Here is a 14,140-nt window from a genome sequence, read left to right as displayed (position 1 = left end):
GGGCCGGCGGCTGCGGCGCGGTGGTGGCCGGGGCCTGGTTCTGCGGGGCCGGACCGGGAGCGGGAGCCGGCGTGGTGGTCACCGGGACCAGCCGTTCGCCTTGAGCCTGAGCGAGTTTCGGCGGCAGCGCCCCCGGTTTGGCGGGAGTCGTGTTGAGCGGCGGCACCGGCGCGCCCTCGGCCGGGGTCTCCTTACCGATCACCGTGACCGAACCGTCGGGCGCGACGAGCAGCCGCGCCGGATCCTTGGCCGGGATCATGCCCAGTTCGCGTGCGCGGTTGGCCAGTTCGGGTGCGGAGTCGGCGGCCTCGACCTCGCGCTGCAGGGCCGCACGCTCGTCGAGCAACTGCCGGTTGACGCGGCGGGCGTCGCTGAGCTGATAGCTGTCCTCGGCGGCATGGGTGGTCAGCACCAGAGTCGCGAGCAGACCGCAGCCGAGCAGGGCCAGAATCGCCGCCACGAACGGCAGCCGCCCGGCCATCATCGACCCGGCGCGCCCGGGTAGCGGCGGAAGTACGCGCTCGCCCGCCCGATTGCGCCGGCGCGCATACGCGCGTTGGGCCGCACCGGATTTCACGCGGTCGGCGCTGTGCGCTCGCCGCGGCGCGGACCGCTGCGTCCGCTGTGGTGCGTCCACCCGTGTCCGCACGCTCATATTCCTGCCTCCCCTACCGATTTCCTGTGGGACTGCCCGTCGTTGTGCTGCCGCACCGGCAATACCCCCGTAGCCGGATCGCTGTCACCCGGCCGCCTGTATTCGCTCCGCGGCCCGCATACGCACCGGCGCCGCGCGTGGGTTCTCCTCGATCTCCGTTTCGCTCGCCTTCTCCGCGCCCCTGGTCAGAATCGCGAATTCCGGTCCCATGCCGGGCAATTCGACGGGCAGGTCCAATGGTGTGCGTGAGGCCGAGGCCTGCGCGAAGATCTGTTTGACGACCTTGTCCTCCAGCGACTGGTAGGACATGACGACGATCCGCCCGCCGACCGCCAGCGCGGTCAGCGCCGCCGGCACCGCGGCCTCCAGCGACTCGAGTTCGCGGTTGACCTCGATCCGCAAGGCCTGGAAGGTGCGTTTGGCCGGATGCCCGCCGGTGCGCCGGGTCGCCGCCGGGATCGCGTCGTAGAGCAGTTCCACCAGTTGCGCACTGGTCGTGAACGGCCGCTGCGCGCGCCGGCGGAGGATCTCGCTCGCGATCCGGCCCGCAAAGCGTTCCTCGCCATAGGTTTTCAGAATCCGGGCCAGGTCGCCGTGGCTGTAGGTGTTGAGCACATCGGCCGCGGTGAGCTCGGCGGTCGGATCCATCCGCATGTCCAGCGGAGCGTCCACCGAATAGGCGAATCCCCGCTCGGCCTCGTCGAGTTGCATCGAGGACACACCGAGGTCCATCAGCACCGCGCGCACCGAACCGCGTTCCGGCAGCCCGGCCTGCCGCAGCGCGCCGGGCAGCCCGTCATATCTGGTGTGCACCAGCGTTATTCGATCGGCGAAGGGCGCGAGCCGCTCGCCGGCCAGGCGCAGCGCCTCGGTATCGCGGTCCAGCCCGATCAGGTGGATCGCGGGATAGGTCCGCAGAAAATGTTCGGCGTGCCCGCCCAAACCGAGCGTGGCGTCGACCAGGACTCCGCCGGATTCCAATGCGGGGCCGAGGATTTCGTCGGCACGACGCAAGAGGACCGGAACATGGCGGGGGCGGTCGCTGTCATGATTCACCTCGACCTCCCGGATCCTGGCTCACGGTGCTTGCGACGGGTGGATGGCCTAACGAGTGGACAGCCAATGCCCCGGGGTCTCTGACCGAACACGGCACCTGGCGTTGGGGAAGTACGTCAGGGTCCGTGCCGGGCAGAGGCCGCAGGGCACTCGCCTGTCTCGGATCAGAAAATTCCGCCCAGCGACTCGTCTCCTGCCAGCGAGTAGTCCTCCTCGTGCTCGGCGAGGTAGGAATCCCACGCCTGTTTGTCCCAGATCTCGAGGAAATCGACCGAGCCGATCACCACGCAGTCCTTGGACAGGTTCGCGTAGCGGCGATGTTCGGCCGACAACGTGATCCGGCCCTGTCCATCGGGACGTTGTTCGTCCGTGGACGCCGCCAAGGCACGAACGAAAGCCCTTGCCTGCGGGTTGCTTCGGGACGCCGCCGCGGCTCGCCGCGCCAGGGCGGTGAACTCTTCTTTGGGATAGACGGCAAGGCTGTGGTCCTGACCTTTCGTGACCATCAACCCTCCCGCCAGCTCGTCGCGAAACTTCGCAGGCAACGTCAGTCGCCCTTTGTCGTCCAGCCGAGGCGTGTAGGTACCGAGAAACACGGTCTCGACACCTCCCGCTCGATCACCTCGTCTGATCGGCTCTTATCAGTGCGCGCTCCACATTACCCCACTTTCCCCCACTTTCAATCGAAAGCCGCGGTGATCTCGGTCCCCGGTTCGAGGATCGAGCAGGTCAGCTCAGCTATCACCGGGGTGGGGGATTTTCGTCGAGTTCCTCCGACACGCGCCGCCGGCGGGGCGGCTCGCCCGACAACCATCAGCAAACCCGCAGCTGGAAGCCGCCCCAGCGGGCGGTGGGTGAGAGTGGGGGCCACGCGTGGGGCGAGGTGGGGAAATGCGGGGGCGACGAATCCGGCGCAGCGTGAACGCGATCCGGATCACTCCGCGAAAAGAAAACGACACGCCGCACATTACGGCGTGTCGTTCGAGGTTGTTCAGTTGTCGGCTACCCGGTACCGGGCACGGCAATCATCGCGCAACCACATTTCGGTCGCTCGCCGCCGCCTCGCGGGCGCGAGCGGAGGCTCAGCTGTCCTGTTCGAACCGGCGCCTGAACCGATCTTCCATGCGAGCGGAGAAGCCACCGGCCTTGCGTTGCTTACTCTTTGCCGCACGGCCGGGAATACCACCGGGGCCGGAGGAGGCGTCGCCGCCGCCTCGGCCGCTCTTGGTGATACCGGAGCCGCCCAGCAGCAACAACACACCCGCGCCGAACATCACGATGAAGCCGAGCAGGCTGATGATGGGAAATCCGCCGGGCTTGACGGGCAGGGCGATTCCCGCGATGAGAAGAACGAGGCCGAGGACGAAGAGCGCGGCCGCCTGAAGTCTGCGTCTTCCGGTGGCAGAGCGAAGCCGACCACCACGCACGGTCGAGGCGAATTTAGGGTCCTCAGCATAGAGCGCGCTCTCGATCTGTTCGAGCATGCGCTGCTCGTGCTCGGAGAGTGGCACGGTACCTCCCCCGGCACTAGGTCCTGGTTGTCGCCTCCGGGTAGACGACAAGTAGCCGACCTTGGCGGCTACTGCCACCAATGATACGAGTTCGATCAGTGCGCTACCACCTACTCGCCGATGTTCACGCCGTGCCGTCGGTGAGCCAGCCCGGCGCGGGACGCAACCGGGCCGCGGTAATCGCCAGCGCATCCTCCACATCACGCAGGAATGCCTCCACCCGCGAGGCGAACTCGTCGGCCTGGGTATCGCTGATCGCGCGGTCCAGTCCGGCCTCGAGCGCCGCCCTGGTTTCGGAGAAGGAACTGAAGTAGTCCGACCACATGACGAATTCCGGCGCGGCCTGTTGCATCAGCACCCATGCGTTGCGGGAGCGGGCCCGCGGCGCCCGGTCGGCTCCGGTCGCGGCCAGCACCGCACCGGCGCCGCGCAGGGCCGCCAGATACGCGCTGCGCAGCCGCTCGCTCGGGTCGGGTTCGGCCCAGGCCTGCTGCACCATCGTGTCCGCCCGGTCGAGCAGACCGCCCGCCCGGCCGGCACGTCGCGGATCGTCCATCCGACCAGCCATCTCGACACCTCCACATTTCGCATACCGGGCCCGGTCGACCGCGCCGAACCGAACAGGTATTCGAACGTTTCAATTGAATGTGAATATAGAGACGACCACCGACAGACTTTCGCGCCGAACGACAGCCGCGCACCCTGGATGGGGACCCCGCACCCCCGTCCGACCCCGCATCCGACGTCCGCCCAGACCCCAGACACCTTCGACAGACAGAGACGGCCCCGAAGATATGGCTCCCCGCACATGACCGCCGTCAGGCCCCGCCACACCCCCGCGCCCGTCGTCGTCGACCTCTCGGCCGCGACGCTGCGTCACCGGCTGAACGACGCCCTCGCCGTGTACGTCGCGGCGATGGACTATCCCCGCGGCACCGAACACCACCGCGCCCCGATGTGGGCCGAGCACACCACCCGGCCGGGCTGGCAGGCCGTCGCCGCGGTGGTCCCCGACGACAGCGGCCACGTCGACCTGCGCACCGCGCCGATCGTCGCGATCGCCTACGGCTATCGCGGTGCGCCGCACCAGTGGTGGCATCAGCAGGTGCACACCGGAATGCGCCGCTCGGGCTGGCCGGAGCAGACCGCGCGCGCCCTGCTGTCGGACTATTTCGAACTGACCGAATTGCACGTCCATCCCTCCGCCCAGGGTCGCGGCATCGGCGAGACCCTGCTGGTGCGGCTGCTCGAGCAGCGCACGGAGGCGGCGGTACTGCTGTCCACACCGGAGGTCGACCGTGAGGCCAACCGCGCCTGGCGGCTGTATCGCCGGCAGGGATTCACCGATGTGGTCCGGCATTTCGTCTTCTCCGGCGATACCCGGCGCTTCGCCGTACTCGGCCGCCGGCTACCGCTGCGGACGCCTGAGCAGTGACGACGCTGATCCTCGGCTCCGGCCACAACGCACTGGTCGCGGCCTGCTATCTGGCACGCGCGGGACATCCGGTGGAGGTTCTCGAGCGCGACGAGGTGCTCGGTGGCGCGGTGTCGACGGTCGAGCGCTTCCCGGGTCATCTCGTGGACCGCGGTTCCTCGGCGCACATCATGATCCGCCACACCGGCATCATCGAGGAACTCGAGCTGGAGAAGTTCGGGCTGCGCTACATCGACTGCGATCCTTGGGCTTTCGCGCCCGCGCCGGTGGGTTCCGGCGCCGAGCCGATCGTCTTCCACCGCGATGTCGACCGCACCTGCGCCTCGATCGAACGGGCCTGTGGCGCCCGCGACGCCGAGGCCTACCGGCGGTTCGTCCGCACCTGGGGGCCACGGGCCCAGCGGGTGATGCGGGCGTTCGGCGGCGCGCCGACGCCGGGCCGGTTCCTGCGCGCGTTCTGGGGCCTGGACGCCCGGGGCGGCGGCAGCGCGCTGTCACGAGAATTCCTGCAGTCCGGAGACGCCCTGCTGGACAGCTGGTTCGACGACGAGCGATTGAAGGCGGCGCTGGCCTGGTTCGGCGCGCAGTCCGGGCCGCCGATGTCGGAACCCGGCACCGCGCCGATGGCCGGCTTCGCCGCGTTGATGCACACGCTCCCGCCGGGCCGCGCGGTCGGCGGCAGCGGCGCGCTCACCACGGCACTCGTGGCGCGGCTGCGCGCCGACGGCGGAACCGTCCGTGCCGGTGACGAGGTGACCGAGCTGCGCCGCTCGGGCGACGGCTGGCGGGTACGCACGGCAGGCGGACGCGACCTGTTCACCCGCACCGTGATCTCCGGCACACACGTGCTCACCACCCTGGAGTTGTTGCGGCGCGGCGGATTCGACGACACCGTCCTCGCCGACTGGCGGCGCCGCATCCGGGTCGGGCCCGGTATCGGCATGGTGGTGCGGGCGGCCACCACCGCACTTCCGGCATATCCGGGCGCCGCACCGCAGGAGTCGACGCGCGGACTGCAACTGCTGGTGTCCGATCGACGGCAGTTGCGCCTGGCCCACGCCGCCGCGCTGGCCGGGGAACTGCCGCCCCGTCCGGTGGTGCTGGCGATGAGTTTCAGCGCGCTCGACCCCACGATCGCGCCGCCCGGCGAACATCAGCTGTCGCTGTGGGCGCAGTGGCATCCGCACCGGCTCGCCGACGGCAGCGACTGGCGCGCGCACGGTGAGCGCGAGGCCGACCGCATCATCGCCGAAGTCGACTCCTACGCACCGGGTTTCGCCGATTCGGTGCGGCAGCGGTACGTGCAGACCCCCGCCGATCTGGAGAGCGAACTGGGGTTGATCGGCGGCAACGTCATGCATGTCGAGATGTCGCTGGATCAGATGTTCTTCTGGCGGCCCATTCCGGAATTGTCCGGACAGAAGGTGCCGGGTGCGCCCGGGCTGTTTCTGACCGGGGCCTCCACCCATCCCGGCGGCGGGGTGTCGGGAGCCAGCGGGCGTACCGCGGCGGGGCTGGTGCTGCGCTCGCTGCGCCGCGGCCGTTTCGCGCGGCGATGACGGCGCGGCAGTGGCCGGCGGTGACCGCCGTGGCCTGGGTCGCGGCGCAGATCGCCTATCCCCTCACCGACGGCTCCGCGCGTGATCGGGTGACGGTCCTGATCGTCGCGCTGTCGGCGGCCACCGCGCTGCTGCACGCCCGGGTGGCCCGGGGCATCGGCTGGGCGGCCGGGTACGCGGTGATCGTCGGCGGCGTCGGCGCGGTCGCCGAAATGATCGGTACCGCACGCGGTTTCCCGTTCGGCTGCTACCACTACGCGCACGGCCGGATCGGGCCCGACCTCGCGCAGGTGCCACTGATCGTGCCGGTGGCCTGGGTCGGCGGCCTCTATCCGATCTGGGTGGCGACCGGGCTGCTGTGCCGCCGCACCGTCACTCGCATCCTGGCCACCGCGGTGGGCGCGATGGGCTGGGACCTCTACCTCGACCCGCAGATGGTGGCCGACGGGCAGTGGACCTGGTGTTCGGCCCATCCGGGCCTGCCCGGAATCGGCGATATCCCGTATACGAACTACCTGGGCTGGTTCGCGGTCGGCGCCCTGATGGCGACGCTGCTCGCGGCACTCGAACGCCGCTGCGCCCCGCGTGGCGCCGGGCCCGCGGTACCGATCGCGGTGCTGCTGTGGACCTGGTTCGGATCGGCCCTGGCCCATGCGGTGTTCCTGGATCTGCCCGCGTCCGCGGGCTACGGCCTAGTCGGTCTCGGAGTGGTGGCCGTACCCACGGCGGTGTGGGTACTGCGGGCCGCCCGAGACCGCGACCGGCTGCCCGCGCCGCCGTAAACGCCCGTCGCGTGCCGACGATCACAGCGGCTCATGGCACGATGTGTGCCGTGCAGCCGAGTCCGACACCATCGATGCCAGAGTCGACCCACACGCCGCGGCGAACCCGGCGTCGTCGCCTCTGGTCCGTAGCCTTGCTGGCGCTGCTGCTGGCGCCGTTGCTGACCGGCTGCCTGCGGGTCCAGGTATCGATGGGCGTGTCCTCGAACGACCGCGTGTCCGGACATCTGGTGGCCGCGGTGATCCCGGCCAACGACAAGGACAAGGGCCCCGAGCTGAAGGCCCCCGAGACGCTGGCCGCGAAGATCCGGGTCGAGCCCTACAGCCAGGACGGCTACGTCGGCAGCCAGGTCTACTTCGACGACCTGACCTTCGGCGAGGTGCAGCAGCTGGGCGCGCTGTCGGATCAGACGCAGGGCATGTTCAACCTGCAGTTCATCCGCACCGGCGACAAGGTGACGCTCACCGGCCGGGTCGATCTGAAATCCGTTCCGCCGCAAGGTTCCGACGTGCAGTTCACCGTCGCCTTCCCGGCCCGGGTGGCCACCACCAACGGCACCCGCCAGGGTGATTCGACGGTCTCGTGGAAGCTTCCGGCCGGCGATGTGAGCACCGTGAAGGCCGAGGTCAGCTACGCCGATCCGAACACCCGTTCCTTCGCCGGATGGGCCGGAATCGTCGGCGGCATCACCCTCGCGGTGGCCGCCATGGTCGCGGTGCTGGCGTATCTGAATCGCAACCCCACGCCGCCGTGGCGTCCGCGGGTGAAGCAGGACGTCTGATCCGGACCACGATGGGCGCCGCGAGCACCGTCCCCGCCGCCTCGGCGCAGCCGCCGGGAGCGGCCGGATGACGCCGCGCGGCGCGCGGTCGGTGGTCGAGCCGATCGTCACCGCGGGCGCGATCGTGGCCGGTGCGGGATGTGCGGTGGCGTCGGTGAACCTGATCGCGATGCGGCGGCTGCGGGCAGGCGCCACTCCGGTGATCGAACCGGTGATCATCGCGATCCCGGCCCGCGACGAAGCCACCCGGTTACCGCGGCTGATCGCGGATCTGCGTGCCCAGCAAGGTGTTTCGCGTATGCGCATCTGGATCCTCGACGACGGATCCACCGACGGCACCTTCCCGGCCGCCGTCGAGGCGATCGGTGACGACGACCGCTTCACCGTGGTCGCGGCCGACACCGACCCCGAACCCGGATGGACCGGCAAGACCGCGGCCTGCGCGCGCCTGGCCGAACTCGCGGGCGTCACCGCCGACCCGCCGCCCGGTGCCGTGATCTTCCTCGACGCCGACGTGCGGCTGCGCCCGCAGGCCGTCGCCGCCGCGGTGAGCGAATTGCGCCGCAGCGGTGCGGGTTCGGTGTCGCCGTGGCCGTATCAGCGGGCCGGATCGCTCGCGGAGGCGCTGGTGCAGCCGCTGCTGTGCTGGTCGTGGGCCACGACGCTGCCGGTGCGGCTCGCCGATCGCAGCCTGCGGCCCTCGACCGCGGTGGCGTGCGGGCAGTTCCTCGTCTTCGACGCCGCGGTCTATCGCGCGGTCGGCGGGCATGCGGCGGTGGCCGGTTCGATCACCGAGGATCTGGCGCTGGCGCGGGCGCTGCGGCGCGCCGGACACCGCACCGTGCTGGTGGCGGCGGGGGCGCTGGCGAGTACTCGAATGTACCGGGGTGCGGCCGAAGTCGACGGCGGCTACACCCGCTGGCTGTGGTCGGCCTACGGCGGCCCGGCCGGTGCGGTGGCGGTGGATACGGTCGCCGCGGTCGCGTACGTGCTGCCCGCCCTGGCGGCGCTGTTCGGCCGCGGCCGGATCCGGCGGGCGGGTGTCATCGGCTACGGACTGGGTGTCGCGAGCCGGCTGCTGGCCCGCTCACTGGAATCGGGGACTGGCCCGCGCGGCGCCGATATCGCTGCGGCGCTGGCACATCCGGTGTCGATCGGCGCGTATCTGCGGCTGTCGGGCCGGTCGTGGCTGCTGCGTCGGCGCGGCGCGCTGAGCTGGAAGGGACGCCCGGTATCGGACGGCCCGGGCCGCTCCCGGCCCGGGCTCACCGAACTCAGGGCACCGAGGTAACGCCGACCGTCGGCAGGAACATGCAGGTGTTGGCGCCGTTGCGGACCGTGCCGAACACCGCCGCCAGTACCGTTCCGGAGCCGGTATCCACCGGCACCGCACGCACCCCGCCGACGGGCAACGACGCCAGGAAGAAGTTGCGGATCGCCTGCTCGAACGCCGGGCGCACCTCGGGCGGCAGATTCGGCGGCACCATCGAGCCGATGACCTGGGACAGCGGGCCCATGGCGGCGAATCCGCCCCGGCCGTTGGACACGTTCAACCAGGCCACCTGCATCCCGGTGGTGTCGGCGCCGTCGGGACCCATGCCGTAGGGAACGAAGGCGAACATCGTCTGGCCCGCCTTCACCGCGGACAGGTCCAGACCCGGTACCGGTACCGCCAGTTTGGGCCACGGCCCGGGCACCGCACCGGCCAGGGCCGGAACGAGCCCGAGGGTGCTGCCGTCCTGGCAGAACGCCGACCCGGACGGATACAGGAACGGCTGGATACCCAGCTGTTTCAGCGAGTCGACCGCCGTCTGATACGCGCTCAGCAAATCCGTCGCCGCCGCCGGGTTCTGGCCCAGGGCGGCGATGGTGGCGGCGGGGTCGGGCGGGGCGGCGGTCGCGGCGGCGGCGCCGGCGAAGGTCAGCGCACCGGTCACGGTGAGCGCTGCGGAAAGACGGACGAGACTGGTCACCACGGCCATCGGGGTTCTCCTGAGTTCGGCGGAACATCCGCACCAGGGTCGGTCCGCCGGGCCGCACAGCATGACTCGGGGACCTCCGCGTCGTCACGGTGCACGAGAGGGTACCGCCGGTGGAGGCGAATGCGTGGCAACACGCCCGCGAAACGCCGATCAGGCGCTGACGGCCGCCGGGGTCACCGTATAGCCGAGGTTGGTGAGCACCTCGGTGGTCGCCTTGGCGAAGTTCAGGGTGATGAAATGCAGGCAGGGCGCGCCCTCGTCGATCAGTCGCTGCCCGATCTCCGTGGCGATCTCGATGCCCACCGCGCGTACCGCGTTGCGATTGGCCTCCGGATCGTTACCGGCCGCCTGCTCGAGCCGCTGCATGACCCGCGCGGGCAGCGGCCGGCCCGACAGTTCCTCGGCGCGCTGCACCGTACGCAGCGAGGTGATCGGCATCAGCTCGGGAATGATGGGCTTGGCGCCCTGTTCGGCGTCGTAGGCCGCGACCCGATCCCGCAGGCGCAGATAGTGTTCCACGTCGAAGAACATCTGCGTGATCGAATATTCCGCTCCCGCACGCAGTTTCGCGGTCAGATAGCGGGTGTCGTGGTCCAGGTCGGGAGAACGGTAGTGGCCCTGCGGAAACGACGCCACGCCCACGTGGAAGTCGCCGAGTTCGCAGACCATGCGCACCAGTTCCTCGGCGTATTCGACACCGTCGGGATGTTTGCGCCACTCCCCCAGCGGATCGCCCGGCGGGTCGCCGCGCAGGACGAGCATGTTGCGAATGCCGGCGTCGGCGTAGCTGCCGACGATGGATCGCAGTTCGGCGACGCTGTGCCCGACCGCGGTCAGATGCGCGACGGTGAGCAGTGTGGTTTCGCGGGCCAGCTGCCCGGTGATGCGTGCGGTGCGATCGCGGGTGGATCCGCCCGCACCGTAGGTCATCGACACGAACGCCGGATGCATCCGCTCGAATTCACGGGCGGCGCGCCACAACCGCGCCTCGGCGGCGGCGTCGCGGGGCGGATTGAATTCCACCGAGAACGGAATGGTGCCGTCGGGGCGGCGGCCCAGCTGCCCCACCACGGAGGGAGTTCCGGACGGCGTCCGGGAAGGTCGGCCTGGGGTCGATCGTCCCCGTACGTTGTCGAAACTCACCGGTCCAGTGTAGTAGGACACCCTCGCTCGACGGGCCGCCCGGTCCGGATCCGCGCCGGTCCAGCCGCTGGTGCGCCTCGGGCCGGAGCTGTGATCGCCCTCGTGGCCCACCGTTCGCCCGGACGACTCCGGGACGGCGCCCGCACCCGCTTGCGATCTGTCGACCGGCCACCCCGAGCGCCGAGTGACGGTCGCGGACGGACCGGCCGACCGGCCTCGATCTCCCCCGTCCGATGCGGTGCGGTGCCCGTCACGTGCCGGCTACGGCGCTGTCGGGCGGCGGAACCGACGCAGTAAGGTTCACGGTGGTCCGGCAGGCGCCGCGACGCGAACCCGTTCGCGATGGCCGGCCGGAGGGAATCGGCGGGACCGCCGCAGCCGTCGCCGGTGCAGACGCAGGTCTCGCCGGCCACGTTCTCGGCACGCCGGATACGCCCCGGCGTGCCCGGTATCGGCTCGCCGATACGACGAACTATCTGGAGGTTGCGTTGTCCGTTGGTCCGGCCAGCCCGGCACGTCCGGCGCCGAACGACTCCGCGGCGCTGGTGCGCGCGGTCGAACAGGCGCTGACCGGATTCTTCGCCGGCCGCCGCGAACTGGTCGCCGAGCTGGGACCGGTCGTCATCTCCGCCACGGCCGCCCTCGAGGATTTCGTGCTGCGCGGCGGCAAGCGGACCCGGCCGTCGTTCGCCTGGACCGGATGGCTCGGCGCGGGCGGCGATCCGGCCGGTGACCAGGCCGAATCGGTGCTGACCGCGTGCGCGGCGCTGGAACTGGTGCAGGCGTGCGCGCTGATCCACGACGACATCATCGACTCCTCCCGCACCCGGCGCGGCTTCCCGACCGTGCACGTGGACTTCGAACATCGCCACCGCGACCGCGGCTGGGGTGGCGATCCGGCGCATTTCGGCGTGAGCGTCGCGATCCTGATCGGCGATCTGGCGCTGACGTGGGCCGACGACATGGTCGCCGCGGCCGGGCTGGACGCCGCGGCCCGGGCTCGGTTCGCCCCGGTCTGGGCCGCGATGCGCACCGAGGTGATGGGCGGTCAGCTGCTCGACGTGCACGGTGAGGCCGGTGCCGACGATTCGGTGGCCGCCGCGCTGCGGATCAACCGGTACAAGACCGCCGCCTACACCGTGGAGCGGCCGCTGCACCTGGGCGCGGCACTGGCCGGGGCCGATCCGGAACTGATCGCCGCCTACCGCGAGTTCGGCACCGATATCGGCATCGCCTTCCAGCTGCGCGACGACCTGCTCGGCGTCTTCGGCGACCCGGCCGTCACCGGTAAACCGTCCGGTGACGACCTGCGCGAGGGCAAGCGCACGGTCCTGGTCGCCGAGGCGCTGCGCCGCGCCGACGCCACCGATCCCGCGGCCGCGCGGCTGCTGCGCTCCGCGCTGGGCACCGACCTCGCCCCCGAACAGGTCACCGAGTTGCGCGACCTCATCACCGGCCTCGGCGCCGTCGACGATGTGGAGCGCCGCATCACCGAACTCACCGACCGCGCGCTCGGCGCGCTGGCGGCCAGTTCGGTCACCCCCGAGGCCGGCGACCGGCTGCGCGCGATGGCGCTGGCCGCGACCAGGCGAGTGGCATGAAAACCGTTCCCGGACAGTGCGATCGGATCGTCGTCGTAGGCGCCGGCCTGTCCGGGCTGGCCGCGGCGCTGTATCTGACCGGAGCGGGACGCCGGGTCACCCTGCTCGAACGCGCCGAGCACCCGGGTGGGCGGGTCGGCGTCTATCGCGGCCCGGATTACGAGATCGATTCCGGGGCAACGGTTCTCACCCTGCCCGGGCTGATCGACGAGGCGCTGGCCGCGGTCGGCACCGATGCGGCGGCCCACGGCCTGCGGATCCACCGCCTCGATCCCGCCTATCAGGCGCGCTTCGCCGACGACAGTGTGATCGGTGTGTACGCGGATCCGGAGCGGATGGCCGCCGAGGTGCGGCGCGTGTGCGGCGCCGCGCAAGCGCAACGCTATCTGGATCTGCGGAGCTGGCTGGCCCGGATCTACGCCGGCGCCTACGACCAGTTCATGGACACCAATTTCGATTCGCCGCTCGACATGGTCCGCATTCCCGAGAAGCGCGCGGCCCTGTGGGAACTGGTGCGCCTCGGCGCCTTCGGCCGGCTCGGCCCGCGCGTTCAGCGCATCCTGGGTGATCCGAAGTTGGCGCGGCTGTTCACCTTTCAGGCCCTCTACGCCGGGACCGCGCCCGCGCAGGCATTGGCCGTCTACGGCGCCATTCCGCATATGGACACCTCGCTGGGCGTCTACTTCCCGGTCGGCGGCATGCGGGCGATCACCGCGACGCTGGCGGCCGCGTTCACCGGCGCCGGCGGACAGCTGGAACTGAACTGCGAGGTCAGCGGTATCGACTATCACGCCGGGCGCGCCCGGCGGGTCCGCACGGCGGACGGGCGCGGCATCGACTGCGATGCGGTGGTCCTGACCGCCGACCTCGGGTCGCTGAGCCGCTTCGGCCTTCGCCGGCGCCGCCCGTTACGTGCGGCCCCTTCCGCCGTGGTGGCCCACGGCACCATCCCGGCCGAGGTGGCCGCGCGGTGGCCGCTGCAGGCGCACCACACCATCGATTTCGGCCGGGCCTGGGACGAGACCTTCGCCGAAATCGCCGCCCGGCGCGGCCGCGGGCGGCTGATGAGCGATCCGTCGCTGCTGATCACCCGGCCCGCGCTCAGCGATCCCGGCCAGTTCGTCGAACGGGCCACCGGCCGCTACGAACCGCTGTCGGTGCTGGCCCCGTGCCCGAATCTCGATGCCGCGCCGCTGGATTGGCCGCGTCTGGGATCGGCGTACCTGGGAGAACTGCTGGCCGTGCTGGAACAGCGCGGCTACCGGGGTATCGCCGAGCATTTCACCGTCAATCACCTCGACACGCCGCAGACATGGTACGAGCAGGGCATGATCGCCGGAACGCCGTTCTCGGCGGCGCACCTGTTCCGCCAGACCGGGCCGTTCCGCACCCGCAACCTCGCCCGCACCCCGGCCAACGTGGTGCTGGCCGGATGCGGCACCACACCGGGGGTCGGCGTGCCGACCGCGCTGCTGTCGGGAAAACTGGCCGCCGAACGCATTACCGGCGCCTTCCGGCACGCCGACGGCGCCACGGCGCCGACCGGCGCGCCAGGGTTGCCGGCAAACCGTTAAACTGGCCCGCGAACTGACCACTCCCGCGGTTCCGCACCGCACGACATTCCCGGGGGGAAG

General features: G+C 70.8%; 14 protein-coding genes. 7 read left to right on the top strand and 7 right to left on the bottom strand.

What is annotated here, in order from left to right:
- The 5 genes from ftsL to NK1_RS09830 all read right to left on the bottom strand — a co-directional run.
- A partial coding sequence (ftsL, locus tag NK1_RS09850) for a cell division protein FtsL (RefSeq protein ID WP_084460739.1) occupies positions 1 to 655 on the bottom strand: 655 nt, incomplete at its 3' end.
- A gap of 84 nt (positions 656 to 739) precedes the next feature.
- A complete protein-coding gene (gene rsmH, locus NK1_RS09845; protein ID WP_063008225.1) occupies positions 740 to 1,711 on the bottom strand; it encodes a 16S rRNA (cytosine(1402)-N(4))-methyltransferase RsmH in 972 nt (323 codons plus the stop codon).
- Positions 1,712 to 1,875: 164 nt separating this feature from the next.
- Entirely contained in the window at positions 1,876 to 2,307 is a 432-nt protein-coding gene (gene mraZ, locus NK1_RS09840) for a division/cell wall cluster transcriptional repressor MraZ (RefSeq protein ID WP_030514722.1), read from the bottom strand.
- A gap of 486 nt (positions 2,308 to 2,793) precedes the next feature.
- Positions 2,794 to 3,222, bottom strand: coding sequence for an SCO2097 family morphological protein (locus tag NK1_RS09835; protein ID WP_063008224.1), 429 nt, complete (start codon positions 3,220 to 3,222; stop codon positions 2,794 to 2,796).
- Positions 3,223 to 3,346: 124 nt separating this feature from the next.
- Entirely contained in the window at positions 3,347 to 3,790 is a 444-nt protein-coding gene (locus NK1_RS09830; protein ID WP_232329463.1) for an SAV_6107 family HEPN domain-containing protein, read from the bottom strand.
- A 240-nt stretch (positions 3,791 to 4,030) separates the two neighbouring features.
- Here NK1_RS09830 and NK1_RS09825 point away from each other — a divergent pair, with 240 nt between their 5' ends.
- The 5 genes from NK1_RS09825 to NK1_RS09805 all read left to right on the top strand — a co-directional run bounded on the left by NK1_RS09825 (position 4,031) and on the right by NK1_RS09805 (position 9,071).
- A complete protein-coding gene (locus NK1_RS09825) occupies positions 4,031 to 4,657 on the top strand; it encodes a GNAT family N-acetyltransferase (RefSeq protein ID WP_063008223.1) in 627 nt (208 codons plus the stop codon).
- Complete coding sequence (locus tag NK1_RS09820; protein ID WP_063008222.1) at positions 4,654 to 6,216, top strand: phytoene desaturase family protein; 1,563 nt, start codon at positions 4,654 to 4,656, stop codon at positions 6,214 to 6,216. Before NK1_RS09825 ends, NK1_RS09820 begins: the two co-directional genes overlap by 4 nt.
- Positions 6,213 to 6,998 (top strand): carotenoid biosynthesis protein, encoded by a 786-nt coding sequence (locus tag NK1_RS09815; RefSeq protein ID WP_063008221.1) that lies wholly within the window; start codon positions 6,213 to 6,215, stop codon positions 6,996 to 6,998. The genes NK1_RS09820 and NK1_RS09815 overlap by 4 nt, the downstream gene beginning before the upstream one ends.
- A gap of 74 nt (positions 6,999 to 7,072) precedes the next feature.
- On the top strand, positions 7,073 to 7,780 hold the full coding sequence (locus tag NK1_RS09810) for an LppM family (lipo)protein (RefSeq protein ID WP_063008220.1): 708 nt from the start codon (positions 7,073 to 7,075) through the stop codon (positions 7,778 to 7,780).
- A 67-nt stretch (positions 7,781 to 7,847) separates the two neighbouring features.
- On the top strand, positions 7,848 to 9,071 hold the full coding sequence (locus NK1_RS09805; RefSeq protein ID WP_063008219.1) for a glycosyltransferase family 2 protein: 1,224 nt from the start codon (positions 7,848 to 7,850) through the stop codon (positions 9,069 to 9,071).
- On the opposite strand, the gene NK1_RS09800 is transcribed toward NK1_RS09805, so the two are convergent.
- A complete protein-coding gene (locus NK1_RS09800) occupies positions 9,055 to 9,762 on the bottom strand; it encodes a hypothetical protein (RefSeq protein ID WP_036500254.1) in 708 nt (235 codons plus the stop codon). The two genes, NK1_RS09805 and NK1_RS09800, sit on opposite strands and share 17 nt — an antisense overlap.
- A gap of 150 nt (positions 9,763 to 9,912) precedes the next feature.
- A complete protein-coding gene (locus NK1_RS09795; RefSeq protein ID WP_083870699.1) occupies positions 9,913 to 10,905 on the bottom strand; it encodes a methylenetetrahydrofolate reductase in 993 nt (330 codons plus the stop codon).
- Positions 10,906 to 11,381: 476 nt separating this feature from the next.
- Between NK1_RS09795 and NK1_RS09790 the strand changes: the two genes are divergently transcribed.
- Positions 11,382 to 12,506 carry a polyprenyl synthetase family protein gene (locus NK1_RS09790; RefSeq protein ID WP_063008241.1) on the top strand — a complete coding sequence of 375 codons (1,125 nt, stop codon included), beginning with the start codon at positions 11,382 to 11,384 and terminating at the stop codon, positions 12,504 to 12,506.
- Entirely contained in the window at positions 12,503 to 14,080 is a 1,578-nt protein-coding gene (crtI, locus tag NK1_RS09785; RefSeq protein ID WP_063008218.1) for a phytoene desaturase family protein, read from the top strand. Before NK1_RS09790 ends, crtI begins: the two co-directional genes overlap by 4 nt.
- Positions 14,081 to 14,140: the final 60 nt, after the last annotated feature.

The organism is Nocardia kruczakiae NBRC 101016 (genome assembly GCF_001612965.1).
Taxonomy (GTDB): Bacteria; Actinomycetota; Actinomycetes; order Mycobacteriales; family Mycobacteriaceae; genus Nocardia; species Nocardia kruczakiae.
Note: the sequence above shows the minus strand (reverse complement) of the source record. Positions and strands in the feature narration are given on the sequence as shown.

Excerpts from the sequence above, each read along its gene's own strand:
- NK1_RS09800 (WP_036500254.1), bottom strand. The coding sequence starts at position 9,762 with ATGGCCGTGGTGACCAGTCTCGTCCGTCTTTCCGCAGCGCTCACCGTG.
- NK1_RS09805 (WP_063008219.1), top strand. The coding sequence starts at position 7,848 with ATGACGCCGCGCGGCGCGCGGTCGGTGGTCGAGCCGATCGTCACCGCG.
- NK1_RS09830 (WP_232329463.1), bottom strand. The coding sequence starts at position 3,790 with ATGGCTGGTCGGATGGACGATCCGCGACGTGCCGGCCGGGCGGGCGGT.
- crtI (WP_063008218.1), top strand. The coding sequence starts at position 12,503 with ATGAAAACCGTTCCCGGACAGTGCGATCGGATCGTCGTCGTAGGCGCC.
- NK1_RS09810 (WP_063008220.1), top strand. The coding sequence starts at position 7,073 with ATGCCAGAGTCGACCCACACGCCGCGGCGAACCCGGCGTCGTCGCCTC.
- NK1_RS09825 (WP_063008223.1), top strand. The coding sequence starts at position 4,031 with ATGACCGCCGTCAGGCCCCGCCACACCCCCGCGCCCGTCGTCGTCGAC.
- NK1_RS09815 (WP_063008221.1), top strand. The coding sequence starts at position 6,213 with ATGACGGCGCGGCAGTGGCCGGCGGTGACCGCCGTGGCCTGGGTCGCG.